The sequence below is a fragment of the Streptomyces sp. NPDC057616 genome (assembly GCF_042800575.1).
Taxonomy (GTDB): domain Bacteria; phylum Actinomycetota; class Actinomycetes; order Streptomycetales; family Streptomycetaceae; genus Streptomyces.
Genome location: NZ_JBHVGU010000056.1, coordinates 1 through 15,002, shown reverse-complemented (window position 1 = coordinate 15,002; position 15,002 = coordinate 1). Strand labels below are relative to the sequence as shown.

16 protein-coding genes are annotated in these 15,002 nt (G+C 72.1%); 5 read left to right on the top strand and 11 right to left on the bottom strand.

Annotation, left to right across the window (positions count from 1 at the left end; all coding sequences use genetic code 11):
* Positions 1–7: 7 nt before the first annotated feature.
* The gene (locus tag ACFU97_RS41990; protein ID WP_384267451.1) at positions 8–1,114 is read right to left on the bottom strand and encodes an NAD(P)-dependent alcohol dehydrogenase; all 1,107 of its coding nucleotides are present in this window, start codon (positions 1,112–1,114) and stop codon (positions 8–10) included.
* A gap of 68 nt (positions 1,115–1,182) precedes the next feature.
* On the bottom strand, positions 1,183–2,637 hold the full coding sequence (locus ACFU97_RS41985; RefSeq protein WP_384267448.1) for an aldehyde dehydrogenase family protein: 1,455 nt from the start codon (positions 2,635–2,637) through the stop codon (positions 1,183–1,185).
* A gap of 115 nt (positions 2,638–2,752) precedes the next feature.
* Here ACFU97_RS41985 and ACFU97_RS41980 point away from each other — a divergent pair, with 115 nt between their 5' ends.
* Positions 2,753–3,190 carry a MarR family winged helix-turn-helix transcriptional regulator gene (locus ACFU97_RS41980; protein WP_384267444.1) on the top strand — a complete coding sequence of 146 codons (438 nt, stop codon included), beginning with the start codon at positions 2,753–2,755 and terminating at the stop codon, positions 3,188–3,190.
* A gap of 207 nt (positions 3,191–3,397) precedes the next feature.
* On the top strand, positions 3,398–3,778 hold the full coding sequence (locus ACFU97_RS41975) for an anti-sigma factor antagonist (protein ID WP_384267441.1): 381 nt from the start codon (positions 3,398–3,400) through the stop codon (positions 3,776–3,778).
* 42 nt (positions 3,779–3,820) lie between these two features.
* Here ACFU97_RS41975 and tuf read toward each other — a convergent pair whose 3' ends face one another.
* Entirely contained in the window at positions 3,821–5,014 is a 1,194-nt protein-coding gene (gene tuf / locus ACFU97_RS41970) for an elongation factor Tu (RefSeq protein ID WP_384267438.1), read from the bottom strand.
* Positions 5,015–5,080: 66 nt separating this feature from the next.
* Positions 5,081–6,034 (bottom strand): ribose-phosphate diphosphokinase, encoded by a 954-nt coding sequence (locus ACFU97_RS41965; RefSeq protein WP_384267435.1) that lies wholly within the window; start codon positions 6,032–6,034, stop codon positions 5,081–5,083.
* A gap of 191 nt (positions 6,035–6,225) precedes the next feature.
* Between ACFU97_RS41965 and otr(A) the strand changes: the two genes are divergently transcribed.
* Positions 6,226–8,091 carry a tetracycline resistance ribosomal protection protein Otr(A) gene (otr(A), locus tag ACFU97_RS41960; protein ID WP_384267432.1) on the top strand — a complete coding sequence of 622 codons (1,866 nt, stop codon included), beginning with the start codon at positions 6,226–6,228 and terminating at the stop codon, positions 8,089–8,091.
* A gap of 56 nt (positions 8,092–8,147) precedes the next feature.
* On the opposite strand, the gene ACFU97_RS41955 is transcribed toward otr(A), so the two are convergent.
* Complete coding sequence (locus tag ACFU97_RS41955; protein ID WP_384267429.1) at positions 8,148–9,338, bottom strand: cytochrome P450; 1,191 nt, start codon at positions 9,336–9,338, stop codon at positions 8,148–8,150.
* A 142-nt stretch (positions 9,339–9,480) separates the two neighbouring features.
* Between ACFU97_RS41955 and ACFU97_RS41950 the strand changes: the two genes are divergently transcribed.
* Entirely contained in the window at positions 9,481–10,143 is a 663-nt protein-coding gene (locus ACFU97_RS41950) for a DUF4230 domain-containing protein (protein ID WP_384267427.1), read from the top strand.
* Between the two features lie 19 nt (positions 10,144–10,162).
* On the opposite strand, the gene ACFU97_RS41945 is transcribed toward ACFU97_RS41950, so the two are convergent.
* From ACFU97_RS41945 to ACFU97_RS41920, 6 genes are read right to left on the bottom strand one after another with little or no spacing between them, the layout of a single operon-like run.
* Positions 10,163–11,923 carry a complex I subunit 5 family protein gene (locus ACFU97_RS41945; RefSeq protein ID WP_384267424.1) on the bottom strand — a complete coding sequence of 587 codons (1,761 nt, stop codon included), beginning with the start codon at positions 11,921–11,923 and terminating at the stop codon, positions 10,163–10,165.
* Positions 11,923–12,270, bottom strand: a complete 348-nt coding sequence (locus ACFU97_RS41940) for a sodium:proton antiporter (protein WP_384267535.1) — start codon at positions 12,268–12,270, stop codon at positions 11,923–11,925. Before ACFU97_RS41940 ends, ACFU97_RS41945 begins: the two co-directional genes overlap by 1 nt.
* 19 nt (positions 12,271–12,289) lie before the next feature.
* Complete coding sequence (locus ACFU97_RS41935) at positions 12,290–13,027, bottom strand: MnhB domain-containing protein (protein WP_384267421.1); 738 nt, start codon at positions 13,025–13,027, stop codon at positions 12,290–12,292.
* Entirely contained in the window at positions 13,024–13,284 is a 261-nt protein-coding gene (locus ACFU97_RS41930; protein ID WP_384267418.1) for a hydrogenase subunit MbhD domain-containing protein, read from the bottom strand. Before ACFU97_RS41930 ends, ACFU97_RS41935 begins: the two co-directional genes overlap by 4 nt.
* Positions 13,277–13,729, bottom strand: coding sequence for an MrpF/PhaF family protein (locus tag ACFU97_RS41925; RefSeq protein ID WP_384267415.1), 453 nt, complete (start codon positions 13,727–13,729; stop codon positions 13,277–13,279). The genes ACFU97_RS41930 and ACFU97_RS41925 overlap by 8 nt, the downstream gene beginning before the upstream one ends.
* Entirely contained in the window at positions 13,726–13,905 is a 180-nt protein-coding gene (locus tag ACFU97_RS41920; RefSeq protein WP_384267412.1) for a hypothetical protein, read from the bottom strand. The genes ACFU97_RS41925 and ACFU97_RS41920 overlap by 4 nt, the downstream gene beginning before the upstream one ends.
* Positions 13,906–14,442: 537 nt before the next feature.
* Between ACFU97_RS41920 and ACFU97_RS41915 the strand changes: the two genes are divergently transcribed.
* Positions 14,443–15,002 (top strand): VanZ family protein (locus ACFU97_RS41915; protein WP_384267410.1); only part of this gene is annotated, 560 nt, incomplete at its 3' end.

The following is a 15,002-nucleotide window of genomic DNA, read 5'->3' as shown; positions in this document are numbered from 1 at the left end:
CGGGCGTTCAGAACATGAGCACGGGCTTGATCGCCTTGCCCGCGCGCATGTCCCGCACCGCCTGGTCGATCTCCGCGAACGGATAGGTGCTGATCAGGCCGTGCAGCGGCAGCCGCCCCTCCTTCACCAGGCGGACCAGGGCCGGGATGAAGGTCTGCGTCTCGGCGTCCCCGAGGGTGAGGCCGGTGATGCGCTTGCCGCCCAGCAACCCGTTGACGTCCAGGGCGACTTCGGTGCCGAACGGCGGGGCGCCGACCACCACCGCGGTGCCCCGCGCGGCGAGAGCGTCCACGCCCAGGCGCAGCACGGCGGCGCTGCCGGTCGTCTCCACGACGCCGTCGGCGCCCTGTCCACCGGTGATCTCCGCAAGGGCCTCACCGAGCTCGCGGTCCGCGCTGTTGACGGTGTGGGTGGCCCCCAACTCCCGTGCAAGGGAGAGGCGTTCACCCACCCTGTCGACGGCGACGACGCGCGTCGCCGGAGTCAGGGCGGCGGCCATCACGGCGGACAGACCGACGGCGCCGGCGCCGAGCACGACGACGGTGCTGCCGGTCTCCGGCTTCAGCACGTTGCAGACGGCGCCCACTCCGGTCTGCACACCGCAGCCGAGCGGCGCGAGCGTCTCCGGCGGCACGTCCGCGTCGACCTTGACGAGGCTGCGCTCGTCCGCCAACGCCCGTTCGGCGAAGGAGGACTGGCCGAAGAAGTGGCCGCCGAGCGGCGCGCCGTCCCGGTGGAGGGTGCTGGTGCCGTCGGCGCGGCGGCCGCCGAGGAGGTTGAGCGGCAGCCAGGTCGCGCAGTAGGCGGGGTGGCCGCCCCGGCAGTTGCGGCACCCGCCGCAGGAGGTGAAGGACAGCACGACATGGTCGCCCGGGGCCACGCCGGTCACCGCCTCGCCGACGGCCTCGACGACGCCGGCGCCCTCGTGCCCGAGCACACCGGGCAGCGGGAAGGGCAGTCCGCCGTCGGCGACGCCGAGATCGGTGTGGCACAGCCCGGCGGCCACCATGCGGACGACGGCCTCGTGCGGCCCGGGCGTATCCAGCTCGACGTCGGCGAGGGTGAAGGGCGCGCCACCGGACTCGACGACGGCGGCACGGGTGATGCGGGACATCGCATGAACTCCCTTGTTTCCACAGCCCTGTTTCTGCGGCCTTGTCGCTACGGCGGTCCCGGCCGCGTTCAGCCGAGCGAGACGACGACGGACTTGACCTTGGTGTACGCGTCGAGCGCCTCCGGTCCGTACTCGCGGCCGAAACCCGAGTCCTTGACACCGCCGAAGGGCACCGCGGGGTCGAGCAGCGCCCAGTCGTTGATCCACACGATGCCCGCCTGGAGGCGGCCGGCGACGCGGTGGGCACGGGCCAGGTTCTGGGTCTGGATGCCCGACGCCAGGCCGTACGGCGTGGAGTTGGCGAGAGCGACCGCCTCGTCCTCGGTGTCGAAGGGCTGCACCGTGAGGACGGGGCCGAAGATCTCCTCCTGGACGACACATGAGTCGTTGGGCAGGCCGGCGACGACCGTGGGCCGGTAGTAGTAGCCGCCGTCGAGCTCGAGCCGCTCGCCGCCGCAGAGGATGCGGCCGCCTTCCTTGCGGGCGAGGGCGACGTACTCCTCGACCTTCCTCAGGTGGCGCTCCCCCGCCATCGGTCCGACGACGGTCTCCGGCCGCCGCGGATCGCCGACCGGGACACCGGGTACGGCGTCGGCGAGGATGCCGAGCAGCGTGTCGTGGACCGGGCGGGCGACGAGCAGCCGCGGGCCGCCCATGCAGAACTGGCCGGTGTTGAAGACGAAGGCCTTGATGATCGCGGCGACGGCCGTCTCCAGGTCGGCGTCCTCGAAGACGATGTGGGCGGCGTTGCCGCCGAGTTCCATGGTGACGGGCTTGAGTGCCTCGCCGGCCACGCGCGCCACATGGCGGCCGGTCGCGGTGGAGCCGGTGAAGGCGATCTTGTCGACGCCGCCGTGCCGCAGCAGCGCCTCGCCCGCCACCGGACCGGTCCCGGTGACCACGTTGACGACCCCGTCCGGCACGCCCGCCTCCTGGAAGAGCCGGGCCATGCGAAGCGCGCTGAGCGGGGTCTCGTCGGCGGGCTTGTGCACCACGGTGTTGCCGGCGGCGAGCGCGGGGCCGATCTTCGAACCGGCGAGGATCAGCGGGAAGTTGAACGGGGTGATCGCGGCGACCACGCCGAGCGGTTCGCGCCTGGTGTAGGCGAGGGCGTTCATGGGGGTGTCGCGGACCGAGCCGTCGAGGGAGTGGGCGAGGGCCGCGAAGTGCTCGTAGTCGTTCGCCGCGTTGGTCACGTCGACGGCGTGGCACAGCGAGAGGGGCTTGCCGACGTCCAGGCTCTCCAGGCGGGCGAGCTCGTCGGCGCTCTCGCGGATCAGCTCGGCGACGCGGCGCAGGACGCGGCCGCGCCCACGGCCGCCGAGGCCGGACCAGGCGCCGTCGTCGAAGGCCGTGCGGGCGGCGCGCACCGCCGCGTCCACGTCGGCGGGGCCCGCCTCGGCGACGGTGGTGACGACCGCGCCCCGGGACGGGTCGACCACCTCGGTGCGCGCCCCGTCGGCGGCCTCGCGCCACCGCCCTCCGACGAAGAGCCGGCCCGGATGGGTCTCGAAGGTGGTCATCGCCGCTCCTCAGCGTAGTACCCAAGGTTTCAAGTAACAGGATTCCTGCCGATCTGGACTCTGTCACGCAGTCTCGATACAGACAGGATTCCTGTCAATGCTCTAGGCTGAAGTCATGCTCGAAGCACAGGCGGCCAAGGCGTCCCCGTCACTGCTCTACATGGTCAAGCAGGTGGAGTTGGTCGTACGGGCCCATCTGGACGAGCTGGTCAGACCGTCCGGGATCACGGCGCTGCAGTACACCGCGCTCACGGTCCTGGAGCGGCACGACGGGCTGTCCGCCGCGCAGCTGGCCCGCGACTCGTTCGTCACCGCCCAGTCCATCGCCGATCTCGTACGGTCCCTGGAGGCCCGCGGGCTGGTGCGCCGGGAGCGCAATCCGCACAGCCGGCGCGAGTTGCTGATCCTGCTCACCGACGCCGGGCGCCAGGTCCTCGCGCGGCACGCGGACCCCGTCCGCCGGCTCGAGGAGCGGATGGTGCGGGACCTCACCGCACGGCAGACCGAGCAGTTCCGTCAGGCACTCTCCAAGTCCTGGCACGCGCTGTCGTAAGGGTTCAGCGCAATTCGCAGACATATGTCAACCGAACATGCTCAAATTCACTCCAACGAGGGTAACTTGCTGGGCGGAAAACGAATTTGCACTCGCTGGGGACCCGGGGGCTCACCCGTGCTGGTTACGCTCGCTGCACGATGTCACCCAGGCCCCCGGTGACCTGCAACACCGCAGCGGACGGAGCAGGTTGGAGGCGATGTCGTCGTGCACCAGGAACCTGCGCCGCTCACCCGGCATCTGCGGGTCCACCAGGACCGGGGACACACGGTGCTCGAGCTCCGCGGCGAGATCGACATCGCCGCGGCCCTGGAGATCGCCCCCTATCTGGACCGGGTGACGGCGCATCCCGGCGTCCGTCTGGTGATCGACCTGACCCAGGTCGACTTCTTCGACTGCTCGGGGCTGCGGCTGGTCTACCGGGCGCGCGCCCGGCTCGTGGAGCAGGACGGCGAGCTGCGGCTCGTGTGCACGCATCCGCTGACCCTGCGCATCATGCGGGTGACGGGTCTGGCCCGGCTGCTGCCGGCGCACCCGACCCTGGACGCGGCCCTGGGCCAGCCCGAGGCCACGTCCGGGTCGTTATGACGCTCACCGCCCTTGCCCGCAGCGCCGGTTGAGGATCTCCGGCTACTTGAGGATCTTCGTCACCTGTCCGGCGCCGACCGTACGGCCGCCCTCGCGGATGGCGAACTTCAGGCCCTCCTCCATGGCGATGGGCTGGATCAGCTGCACGTGCATGCTGGTGTTGTCGCCCGGCATGACCATCTCGGTGCCCTTGGGCAGCGTCACCACACCGGTCACGTCCGTGGTGCGGAAGTAGAACTGCGGCCGGTAGTTCTCGAAGAACGGCGTGTGCCGTCCGCCCTCGTCCTTCGACAGGATGTACGCCTGACCCTCGAACTCCGTGTGCGGAGTGACCGTCCCGGGCTTGATGACGACCTGACCGCGCTCGACGTCCTCGCGCTTGATGCCGCGCAGCAGCAGTCCGACGTTCTCCCCGGCCCGGCCCTCGTCGAGCAGCTTGCGGAACATCTCGATGCCGGTGACGGTCGTCTTCGTCTTCTGCTCGTGGATGCCGATGATCTCGACCTCGTGGTTGACGTGCAGCACCCCGCGCTCGATCCGGCCGGTGACCACGGTCCCGCGGCCGGTGATGGTGAAGACGTCCTCGATCGGCATCAGGAACGGCTTGTCCACGTCGCGCTGCGGCTCGGGGATCGCCGAGTCGACCGCGTCCATCAGGTCCAGGACCGACTGCGTCCACTGCGCGTCGCCCTCCAGGGCCTTCAGCGCGGAGACCTTGACGACCGGGACCTCGTCGCCGGGGAACTCGTACTCGGTCAGCAGCTCGCGCACCTCCAGCTCGACGAGCTCCAGGATCTCCTCGTCGTCGACCATGTCGGTCTTGTTGAGGGCCACGACGATGTACGGCACGCCCACCTGCCGGGCCAGCAGCACATGCTCCTTGGTCTGCGGCATCGGCCCGTCCGTGGCCGCGACCACCAGGATCGCGCCGTCCATCTGCGCCGCGCCCGTGATCATGTTCTTGATGTAGTCCGCGTGTCCGGGGCAGTCGACGTGCGCGTAGTGCCGGTGCTCGGTCTGGTACTCGACATGGGCGATCGAGATCGTGATACCGCGCTGCCGCTCCTCGGGCGCCTTGTCGATCTGGTCGAACGGTGTGAACGGGTTCAGGTCCGGAAACCTGTCGTGCAGCACCTTCGTGATGGCCGCCGTGAGCGTCGTCTTGCCGTGGTCGATGTGACCGATGGTGCCGATGTTCACGTGCGGCTTGGTCCGCTCGAACTTCGCCTTCGCCACTGCAAGCCCTCCTGGTCACGTGGGTGAGGCGTCACCGGGACGCCGAGCCCTGCTCCTTACTCATGTCTATTCGCTTCGCGGCGCGTCGAACAGGGCACTGACGGACTCGCCGTTGTGAATGCGGCGGACCGCCTCGGCCAGGGCGGGGCCGATGGACAGGATCCGCAGCTTCTCGGTGCGCTCCTCCTCGGGCACCGGCACGGTGTTGGTGCACACGATCTCCAGGACGTCGGGCTGCTCGCCGATCCGCTTGAGCGCCCCCGCCGCGAACAGACCGTGCGTGCAGGCGACCCGGATCGACCGCGGCCCCAACTCCCTCAGCCGCTGCAGCAGTTCGAGGACCGTGCTGCCCTTGGCGATCTCGTCGTCCAGGACGATGACATCCCGGCCGGCGACCTCGCCGATCACCGAGCTGATGGAGACCCGGTCGTCGGCGAAGCGCTGCTTGGCGCCGGCGGCCACCTGGGCGCCGATCATCCGCGCGAAGGCGGCCGCCTCCTTGGCGTTGCCGAGGTCCGGCGAGACGACGGTGGTGCGGGAGAGGTCGTACTGCCGGAAGTGCTGGGCCAGTTCGCGCCGGGCGTGCAGATGGTCCACGGGCACCGAGAAGAAGCCGTGCACCTGGGGCGAGTGCAGGGTCATGACCAGCATCCGGCCGGCACCCGCCGCCACCATCAGGTCCGCGACCAGCCGGCCGCCCAGCGAGATGCGGGGCGCGTCCTTCTTGTCGGAGCGGGCGTAGGAGTAGTGCGGCATGACGACGGTGATCCGGGCCGCCGAGGCGCCCCGGGCCGCGTCGCACATCAGCAGCAGCTCCACGAGGTTCTCCTGGACCGGCCGGACCAGCGGCTGGATCAGGAAGACGTCGCGCTCGCGGCAGTTGGCCTGGAGCTGCACCTCCAGGCAGTCGTTGGCGAAACGGCTCACCCGGGTGGGGCTGAGCGGCACGCCGAGATGTGCGCAGACCTCCGCGGCGAGCTCGGGGTGGGCACTGCCGCTGAACACGGAGATGTCACGCACGATCCGCTCCTCGCATGATCATGTCGGGGGTCTCATGCTACTGACCTCGGAAATCCGGTTGCGCTCCGCCGCGGGCCGCACGCCATCATGTGGCCGTACGTCTTCGCTCACCTCGGGAGATCCCATGCGCCGACTCCTCGGAATCCACCAGCGCCCCCACCGGCCCACGGTTCTCGAGGACTCGACTTCGCATGACCACCCTGAACATCGGAATTCTCGCCCATGTCGACGCGGGTAAGACCAGCCTGACCGAGCGGCTGCTGTTCGACCACGGAGCGATCGACCGGCTCGGCAGTGTCGACGCCGGTGACACCCGTACGGACGACGGGGAGATCGAGCGGCGGCGCGGCATCACCATCCGCTCCGCGGTCGCCGGATTCTCCGTCGGCGGCACCCGGATCAATCTCATCGACACCCCCGGCCACTCGGACTTCATCGCCGAGGTGGAGCGCGCCCTGGAGGTGCTGGACGGCGCGGTGCTGCTGCTGTCCGCCGTGGAGGGCGTGCAGGCGCAGACGAGGGTCCTGATGAGGACGTTGCGCCGGATGCGGCTGCCCACGCTCGTCCACGTCAACAAGATCGACCGTACGGGCGCCCGGTCCGCGGAGCTGCTGGCCGACATCCGGCGCCTGCTGACCCCGCACGTCGCGCCGCTGACGGACGTGACGGCGCTCGGGACCGCCGGCGCCCGTGTGACGGTCCGCCCGCCCGGGGATCCGCTGCTGGCCGAGGCGCTCGCCGAGGTCGACCCGGGCATCCTCGCGGCGGTCGTGGACGGCCCCGGGCCCACCCCGGAGGAGTTGCGCAGGGCGCTCGCCGCGCGCACCGCCGACGGCTCGTTCCACCCGGTCCTGTTCGGCTCCGCGCTCGGCGGCCAGGGCGTCGCCGAACTCGTCGAGGCCCTGACCGCGCTGATCCCGCCGGCACCCGCGAACACGGGCGCGGGCCCGCGCGGCACGGTCTTCGCCGTACGTCCCGGACCGGCCGGCGAGCGGACCGCGTATCTCCGGCTCTACGACGGTGAGGTGACGCCCCGTCAGCGGCTCACGCTGCTACGGCGCGAGGCCGACGGGCGTACGACGGAGGTGACCGGCCGAGTGACCGGTCTCGACGTACTCGGCGGCGGCGGTCCGTCACTGACGGCGGGGAACATCGCGGCGCTCACCGGCCTGCGCGGTGTGCGCGTGGGCGACCGGCTGGGACCGCTCACCGAGCGGGCCCCGCGGTTCGCGCCGCCGACCCTGGAGACGCTGGTGCGGGCCCGGCGCCCCGAGCAGTCGGCCCGCCTGCGCACCGCCCTGCTCACCCTCGCCGACCAGGACCCGCTGATCCATGCCCGCCCCGCGGCCGGCGGCGGCACGGCGCTCCTGCTCTACGGCGAGGTGCAGATGGAGGTGCTCGCGGCCACGCTCGTGCAGGACTTCGGCGTCGAGGCCGACTTCGAGCCGGGCCGTGTGCGGTTCCTGGAGCGCCCGCGCGGCGTCGGCGAGGCCGAGGAGGATTTGCCGTGGCTTCTCGGCACCCGGCTGTGGGCGACGATCGGGCTGCGGGTCGAGCCGGGCCCCCGCGGCTCGGGCGGGGTGTTCGCCTACGAGACGGAACTCGGCGCCCTCCCCCGCGCCTTCCACCAGGCGATCGAGGACACGGTGCACGCGACCATGGCGACCGGGCTCACCGGCGCGTCCGTGACCGACTACCGGGTCACGCTGATCCGCTCCGGCTACTGCGCGCCCCTCAGCACGGCCGCCGACTTCCGGGGGCTCACCCCGGTCGTGCTGCGCAGTGCGCTGGAGCGGGCCGGGACGCGGCTGTACGAGCCGTACCAGGCGTTCGAGACCGAGGTGCCGCTGGACGCGCTGGCGCCGGTGACCGCCCAACTCGCCTCGTGCGGCGCCGAGTTCACGGGGACGGCCGGCGGTTCGACGGCCTGGGTGATCACCGGCGAGCTGCCCGCCCGGCGGGTGCGTGAGGTGGAGCTGCGGCTGCCCGGGCTCACGCACGGCGAGGGGGTGTGGTGGTCACGGCCCTCGGGCGATCGTGAACTGCGGTCCCACTGAGGAGGATCGCCCCGGCTCTGCGGATGGCGCGCTGCCGGTTAGCCGGTCGCCGTGGGTCACCACGAGACCGGCAGTCTGCGGGGGCTGCGGGTCATCCCGCCCTCCCGCCACTCGATCGTGTCGGGCGTGAACTCCGCGCGCAGGCCGGGGAAACGCGCGGACAGGCGGTGCAGGGCGAGGCCCAGCTCCAGACGGGCGAGCCAGGCGCCGAGGCAGTGGTGGGGTCCGGCGCCGAAGATCACGGTGGGTGAGGTCAGCGGGGTGAAGGGGTCCGGCGGCCCCGGCGGGAAGACGTCGGGGTCGCGGCTGGCGGAGTTGGTCTGCACGGCGACGACGGCACCCGCGGGGATCGTCACGCCGCCGACCTCGGTGTCCTCGACGGCGCGCCGGATCAGGCCGGGCAGCACGCCTCCCTCGCTCAGCGGGACGGCCCGCAGCAGCTGTTCGGCGGCACCGGCCGCCGTCTCCTCGTCCGCGGCGAGGCCGGGCCAGGAGTCCCGGGCGTCGGTGAGCAGGTAGACGACGAGATTGCCGAGCGCGGTCATCGTCGTCTCGTGCCCGGCCACCACCAGCCCGCAGACCAGGCGTACCAGCTGCCGCTCCTCGATGCCGAGGCCGTCGCCCGCCGCCACCAGACTGCTGACCAGGTCGTCGCCGGGAGACCTGCGCCGCTCGGCGACCAGGCCGGCGCCGAACGCCCCGAACTCCCGCATGGCCGCGGCGACTTCCTCGCGCGTGTGGCCACCGCCGGAGAGCGCGTGGTCGGCCCAGTGGCGGATGCGTTCGCGGTCCAGACCGTCCAGGCCCATGAGCCGGCAGATCACGGACACCGGGAGCGGGCGCGTGAACCCCTCGATGATGTCGGCGGGACGCTCCTTCGCGGCGAACTCGTCGAGGAGCGATTCGACGACCGAGGCGACCCAGGGCCGCCAGCGGGCGATCGCGCGGGGCGTGAACGCGCGCTGCACGGTGCCGCGCAGCCGCTGGTGCGGTGCGCCGTCGAGGTTGACCATCGCGTCCGGGTCGTCCAGCAGGTTCGGTACGACGAGCAGGGGCGGGGCGTCGTCGGCGTGGAGCGAACTTCTGTCGAACCGGGCGTCCATGAGCACCTGGCGCACATCCGCGTAGCGGGTCACGAGCCAGACCGGGGTGCCGGTGGCGAGGGTAGCGCGCCGGGGCGGTCCGGGCTCGGGAAGGTCGACGCGGTGCATGGGGCACAGGGGCCGGGCCGTGCTGTCAGAACTCATCCGGGACTCCAGGCACGCCGGGACGGAGATTTCCCACGCTAGTGCGCCCCGTATGCCCCCGTCAGGGGTGCCATTCGGCCAACGGCCCGGTCTGACGCCGGTTTTGAGGGGCATCCGGAACTGTAGGAAGGAGGGCCGTCGCATGACGACTCCCATCAGGCGCGTGTCCAGGCGCATGCCCGGCTGGGCGAAGGCGGTGACCGCCGTCGTGCTGGTGCTCGTGGTGTTCTTCGCCGGGATCCGGCTGAGCCTGCTCCCTGGCCTCAAGGACCTGTTCGGCACACAGACGCACGACCGCTCGGGACCGGCACTTCTGCAGTCCATCCAGGACATGAGCCGGTACGACGCCGCCTCCGGCAACTTCCAGGTCGTCGTGGACCTGGAGAAGGACACGAAGTACCTGCCCGACGCGATCCGCGGCTCCCGCACACTGTACATCGGGGCGGGTGCCGTGGACGCCTATGTCGACCTGGGCAAGGTCGGCAAGGGCGACGTGACGGTCAACGGCGACCGTACGTCCGCCACGCTCCGGCTGCCGCACGCGGCGCTCGGCAAGCCGGCGCTCGACCCCGACCGCTCCTACGCCGTCTCCAAGCAGCGTGGTCTCCTGGACCGCCTCGGCGACCTGTTCTCTGACAACCCCAACAGCGAACAGGCCGTCCAGAAGGTCGCGGTGAAGCACATCGGCGACGCGGCCAAGGAGAGCGGCCTGACCAAGCGCGCGGAGACCAACACCACCGCCATGCTGCAGGGCCTGCTGCACTCCCTGGGCTTCAAGGAGGTGCACGTCACCTACGGCACCTGACCGGGTGGCACGCCCGCGGTCAGGTGCCGGCGATCCCCGGCAGGGCCAGCACCGCGAGCAGGGCCGTGCCCACGAGCAGCCAGGCCACGTAGTCCCCCACATGGCCCGACTGCAGACGGCGCAGCGGGAGCGACCAGTCCGGGGCGGCGAGGAGCCCCGGGCGGGTGACGGCCGTTGCCGCCAGGGCCAGGGCGAGCAGGGTCGACAGGAGGCCCAGCAGGACGCCCGGCAGGGTCCAGTGCGGGACGGTGACCACCAGGCCGCCGGAGCCCGCCTCGCTGACGCCGTGCGACACGAGGGCGGCGAACCCGGGGACCAGGCCGACGGTGAGCGCCGCGGCGAGCAGCACGGCGGGGACCGCGGTCATGGTGGTGGGGACGTGGCGCAGGAGGCGGCCGGTCTCGGGCTGCTCGCCCGAGCCGGTCGTCTCGTACCCGCCGTCGCGCGGTGCGGGGCCGAGGCCGTAGAAGACGCGTGCGGCGACGCGCAGTACGGCTCCGGCGGTCACGGCACTCGCCGCGACGAACAGCACGGCGAGCGGGCCGCCCACGGCCTCCTCGGTGACGGCCTTGCCCAGCGCGGTGCCGAAGGGCGGCAGTCCGGCCAGGCCCAGCCCGCCGAGGACGTACATGACGGCGACGGGCCGCAACTCCCGCGCCCTGCCGTGCAGGGCCTGCTCGTCGACGCTGCCGTAGCGGTCGAGGAGGATGCCCGTGCAGGCGAAGAGAGCGGCCTTCACGCCGGCGTGCCCGAGGAGGTACAGCGCGATCCCGTCGTCCGCCTCTGGTTTCAGGACGCCGATGCCGACGAGGAACAGGCCGGTGTGGGCCACCGTCGAGCAGGCCAGCATCCGCTTGATGTGCCGCTGGTACCAGCACAGGACGGCACCGATCGCGGCGGTCACGACGCCGAGCACCAGCAGGACGCGCTGGAAGTCCGCGGCCGGCACCCCGCCGGGCCCGGCGAACACCGTCCCGTACACACGCCACACGCCGTACGTGCCGAGTTCGACCATGACGCCGGACAGCAGCATGCACACCGGGGTGGGTGCCACGGCGTGCGCGTCGGGGAGCCAGAAGTGGAAGGGCACGGCGGCGGCCTTGACCAGCAGGCCAGTGGCGACGAGGACGAAGGCGGCGAGGGTGAGCGCGTCGGGTCCGCCGTGGGCGTCGAGTCCGCGCCCGATCTGGGTGAGCGTCAGCTCGCCGGTGCGGGCGTAGAGCATGCCGATGCCCATCAGCATGGCGTAGGCGCCCAGGGAGGTGACGACCGCGAAGGTCAGTGCGCCCTGGACGGCCTTGGCCTCCTCGACGCGGGTGCCGGTCAGGGCGTAGGCGACGACGCTCATCAGCTCGAACCAGACGAACATGTTGAACAGGTCGCCGGCGAGGGCGAAGCCGCACATGCCGGCCTGGAAGAGGAGCAACAGCGCCGGGAAGGAGCCCGCGTGCCGGCGGGGCGGTTGGTCGAAGTAGTGCCAGGAGTACACCAGCGCCGCGAGGGTCAGCAGCGAGGCCAGTGTGGCCATGCCCAGACCGGGCCCGTCGCCGGTCAGCACGATGCCGACGCTCTTGCCGTTCACGGGCTGCCGGCCACCGACCCATTCGGTCATCGGCGGCGAGGAGTTGAGCAGCAGCACGACGGCGAGCCCGGCCGTGCCCGCGGAGACGGCGCACGCGGTCGACTCGGCGACGACGCGGGCGAGCCGGCGGCCGGTGGCGATCAGGAGGGCGGCGCCGAGCAGGGGAAGCGCGACGAGCAGCGGCAGCAGGTCGTTCATCAGCCGCGCAGCTCGGAGAGTTCGTCGGGGTCGACGGTCCCGTGCCGTTTGGCGATCTGCATGACGAGGGCCAGCAGCAGCGCGGTGACGGTGGCGCCCACGACGACGTCGGTGAGGGTCAGCGCCTGCACCACCGGGTCGACGACCGGCCGGGAGCCGGGCCTGATGTCGGAGAACACCGGCGCGGTGGCGCCGTCGCGGTAGCCGACGCCCAGCAGCAGGACGTACGTGCCGGCCTGGCACACGGACAGGCAGCCGACGGCGTGGACGAGGTTGCGGCTGGTGGCCAGGCCGTAGCAGCCGGCCAGGAACACCCAGGCCGCCACCAGATAGGGCAGGACGTGCATCACGGCGGTCACAGCGGTCTCACTCCCCGCTCTCCTTCACGATCTCGACGGCCTGGTCCAGGAAGCGGGCGAGCAGCACGACGACCGCGGAGGCGACCTCCATGCCGATGGCCGCGTTCAGCAGCGGGACGGTCCCGCCGGACGACAGCGTGTTGAACGTGCCGTACGGCAGGGTGTTGGCGAGGAACGCGCCGGAGCCGATGAGCGCCGCGAGCCCGGTCACGACGTAGGCGGAGGCGGCGAGGGCATCGCCGACCTCGTAGGCGCCGACCGGCCTGACGCGTTCCAGGGCCGTGTAGTCGGCGCCCAGGTAGAGCAGGTGCAGGGCGGTCGCGGCGACGACGCCGCCCTGGAAGCCGCCGCCCGGGCTGAGCTGCCCGTGGGCGATGACGTAGATGCCGGTGACGAGGGCGACGGGCAGGACGACGAGGGCGTAGCGGCGTACGGGCCGGGCGACGTCGGCGGGTTCGGGCGCGGCGCGCTGTTCGTCGCGGGTCTGGCGCAGCAGCATCACGCAGCCGAGGACGGCCCCGAAGAGGATGGTCATCTCGCCGAGGGTGTCGAAGGCGCGCTGGTCGAAGTTGACGGACGAGATGGTGTTGGCGGTGCGGCGGGCGAGGGAGGCGTGGACGGCCCGGTCGCCGTAGGGGTGCCGGTCGCCGCCGAAGGCCGGCAGCTCCAGGCAGGCGGCGACGAGGACGGCGGCGAGACCGGCGCCGCCGGCCAGAACGAGCCACAGCCGGACGCGGCGGCTCACCGCTCGCGCTCCCCGGACCGGCCGCGCCGCCTGATCTTGCGGACGCTGAGCATCACCAGCAGCGGTGTCAGGGCGGAGCCCACGGCGAGTTGGGACAGGGCGACATCGGGCGCCTGGAGCACGGTGAACAGCACGGCGAGGACGACGCCGAGCACGGAGAGCACGAGGGCCTGGCGCATGGGGTCGCGGGTCACGACCGCGACGGTCGCGGACGCGGCGACCAGCAGGAGCGTGACGACGATCAGCGCGTCAGCCACGGCGGACCCCCCGGAATCCGCCGGACAGGGCGCGCGAGGCCATGACGTTCCCGCCGACCAGCAGGGCGCCGACGACCAGGAGCTTGACCATGGCGCGGCCCGGGCCGGTCGCCGCGCACAGCGCGATCACGGCCACCGCGCCCAGCCCGGCGGCCGTCCACGTCAGCCCCCAGGCGCGCGGCGGGTCCTCGGCCAGCTCGTCGGAGAGCAGCCGGGCGAACACGAGCGTGCCGACGGGGCCGAGCAGGGCGAGGACGAGGCCGACGTCGACGTAGGCGGGGCGGCCGTAGCCCTGGGCGAGGAGCAGCATGCCCGGGCAGGCGAGGGCGGTGGAGAGGTTCTGGGCCACGACGCGGCGCCGCAGGGGCCCGGTGGCGACGCCCCACAGGGCCGCGCCCAGGCCCCCGGCGAGGCCGACGGTCGCGGCGAGCGTCCAGCCGTTCACTTCCCGGTCACCGCCCGTCGCGCGGCACATGCGGCGAGCGCGCCCACGAGGGCGGCACTCGCGCCGACCACGAGTTCGAGCGCGTCGACGCCGCTGATGAGGACCAGCCACAGCACGACGAGCGCGGCCCACCAGGCGAGCAGCTCGGCGGCGGCGAGTGCCGTACGCCGGGTCATGCGCCACCTCCTCGGTCCGGCCACCACGCCGCCCGGGCGAGATGTCCCTTACGTCCTTCGCGGCATCCAAACACCGCGGCGGGTGCCGTGGGCGGCGGCGCGCGGGTCAGATCCCGGAGTGCCCCCGCAGCGGGAGGGGAAACCGCGGCGACATCCGGCCAGAGGTGTCAGGAGGACCGCATCCTCGGCCATCCAGCGGGTAACCGCGTTGCATCGCGGGGAAGTTGAAGAATGGAGGAACAAATGGCCCGGGCAGCCTTGGGACCACGTTCGCCTTTGCGCCTACGTACGACCAAGTCCGACAAGACCGCCAAGTCCAGCCAGAGCACGAAGAATGGCAGGACGGGGAAGGCCGGCAAAACAGGGAAAGCCGGCCGGACGGCCAAGGCCGGCAGGAGCGCGAAGGGTGCGGCTTCCGGCAAGGCCGGCAGACTCGGCTGGTTCGGGAAATCAACCGACGCCGGGAAGTCCACCAAGGCCGGCAGGACCGGGAAGACCGGGAGCAGGCCGCGGCCGGCCCCGCGCGAGCACCACGTCATGGCGCTCCCGATCCGGCTCCTCGCGATGGTGTGCGCCTTCGGGTTCATGGTCGCGTTCGCCGTGGTGCTGGCCCGGCTGACGCTGGAGCCCTCTCCCGCCTCGGCGGCGCTCGCCCACACCAATCTCCATCCGGGGCGCTCGCTGCACGCATATCTGGATCAGCCGGCACTGCGGGACGCCGTGAAGCAGATCGGCGGAAACATCCTGCTGGGCGTGCCGTTCGGGATCCTCGTCCCGGTCGTCGCCCCACGCGCCCGCGGACTGCTGCGGGTGCTGATGCTGACCGCTCTGGTCATGCTGCTGGTGGAGTTCGCCCAGGGCGCGCTGATCACCGGCCGCGCCTTCGACATCGACGACGTCATCCTCAACACCACGGGCGCGCTGATCGGTTACGTGCTGCTGGGACGCCGGATGAGCCGGGCGGTGCACGCACGGGAGCGGGGGGGGGGGGGGGCCGGGGGGGAAAGGGAACAGCCCCCCCCCTGTCTCTCCCCCCGTCCTCGCGCGATGTTTCCCCCCCCCCCTCCCCCCAAACAAAAAACCCCCCCCCCCCCCCC

Coding starts and splice junctions, on each gene's coding strand:
- ACFU97_RS41990 (WP_384267451.1), bottom strand. CDS start 1,114: ATGTCCCGCATCACCCGTGCCGCCGTCGTCGAGTCCGGTGGCGCGCCC.
- ACFU97_RS41985 (WP_384267448.1), bottom strand. CDS start 2,637: ATGACCACCTTCGAGACCCATCCGGGCCGGCTCTTCGTCGGAGGGCGG.
- ACFU97_RS41980 (WP_384267444.1), top strand. CDS start 2,753: ATGCTCGAAGCACAGGCGGCCAAGGCGTCCCCGTCACTGCTCTACATG.
- ACFU97_RS41955 (WP_384267429.1), bottom strand. CDS start 9,338: ATGAGTTCTGACAGCACGGCCCGGCCCCTGTGCCCCATGCACCGCGTC.
- ACFU97_RS41950 (WP_384267427.1), top strand. CDS start 9,481: ATGACGACTCCCATCAGGCGCGTGTCCAGGCGCATGCCCGGCTGGGCG.
- ACFU97_RS41945 (WP_384267424.1), bottom strand. CDS start 11,923: ATGAACGACCTGCTGCCGCTGCTCGTCGCGCTTCCCCTGCTCGGCGCC.
- ACFU97_RS41940 (WP_384267535.1), bottom strand. CDS start 12,270: ATGCACGTCCTGCCCTATCTGGTGGCGGCCTGGGTGTTCCTGGCCGGC.
- ACFU97_RS41920 (WP_384267412.1), bottom strand. CDS start 13,905: ATGACCCGGCGTACGGCACTCGCCGCCGCCGAGCTGCTCGCCTGGTGG.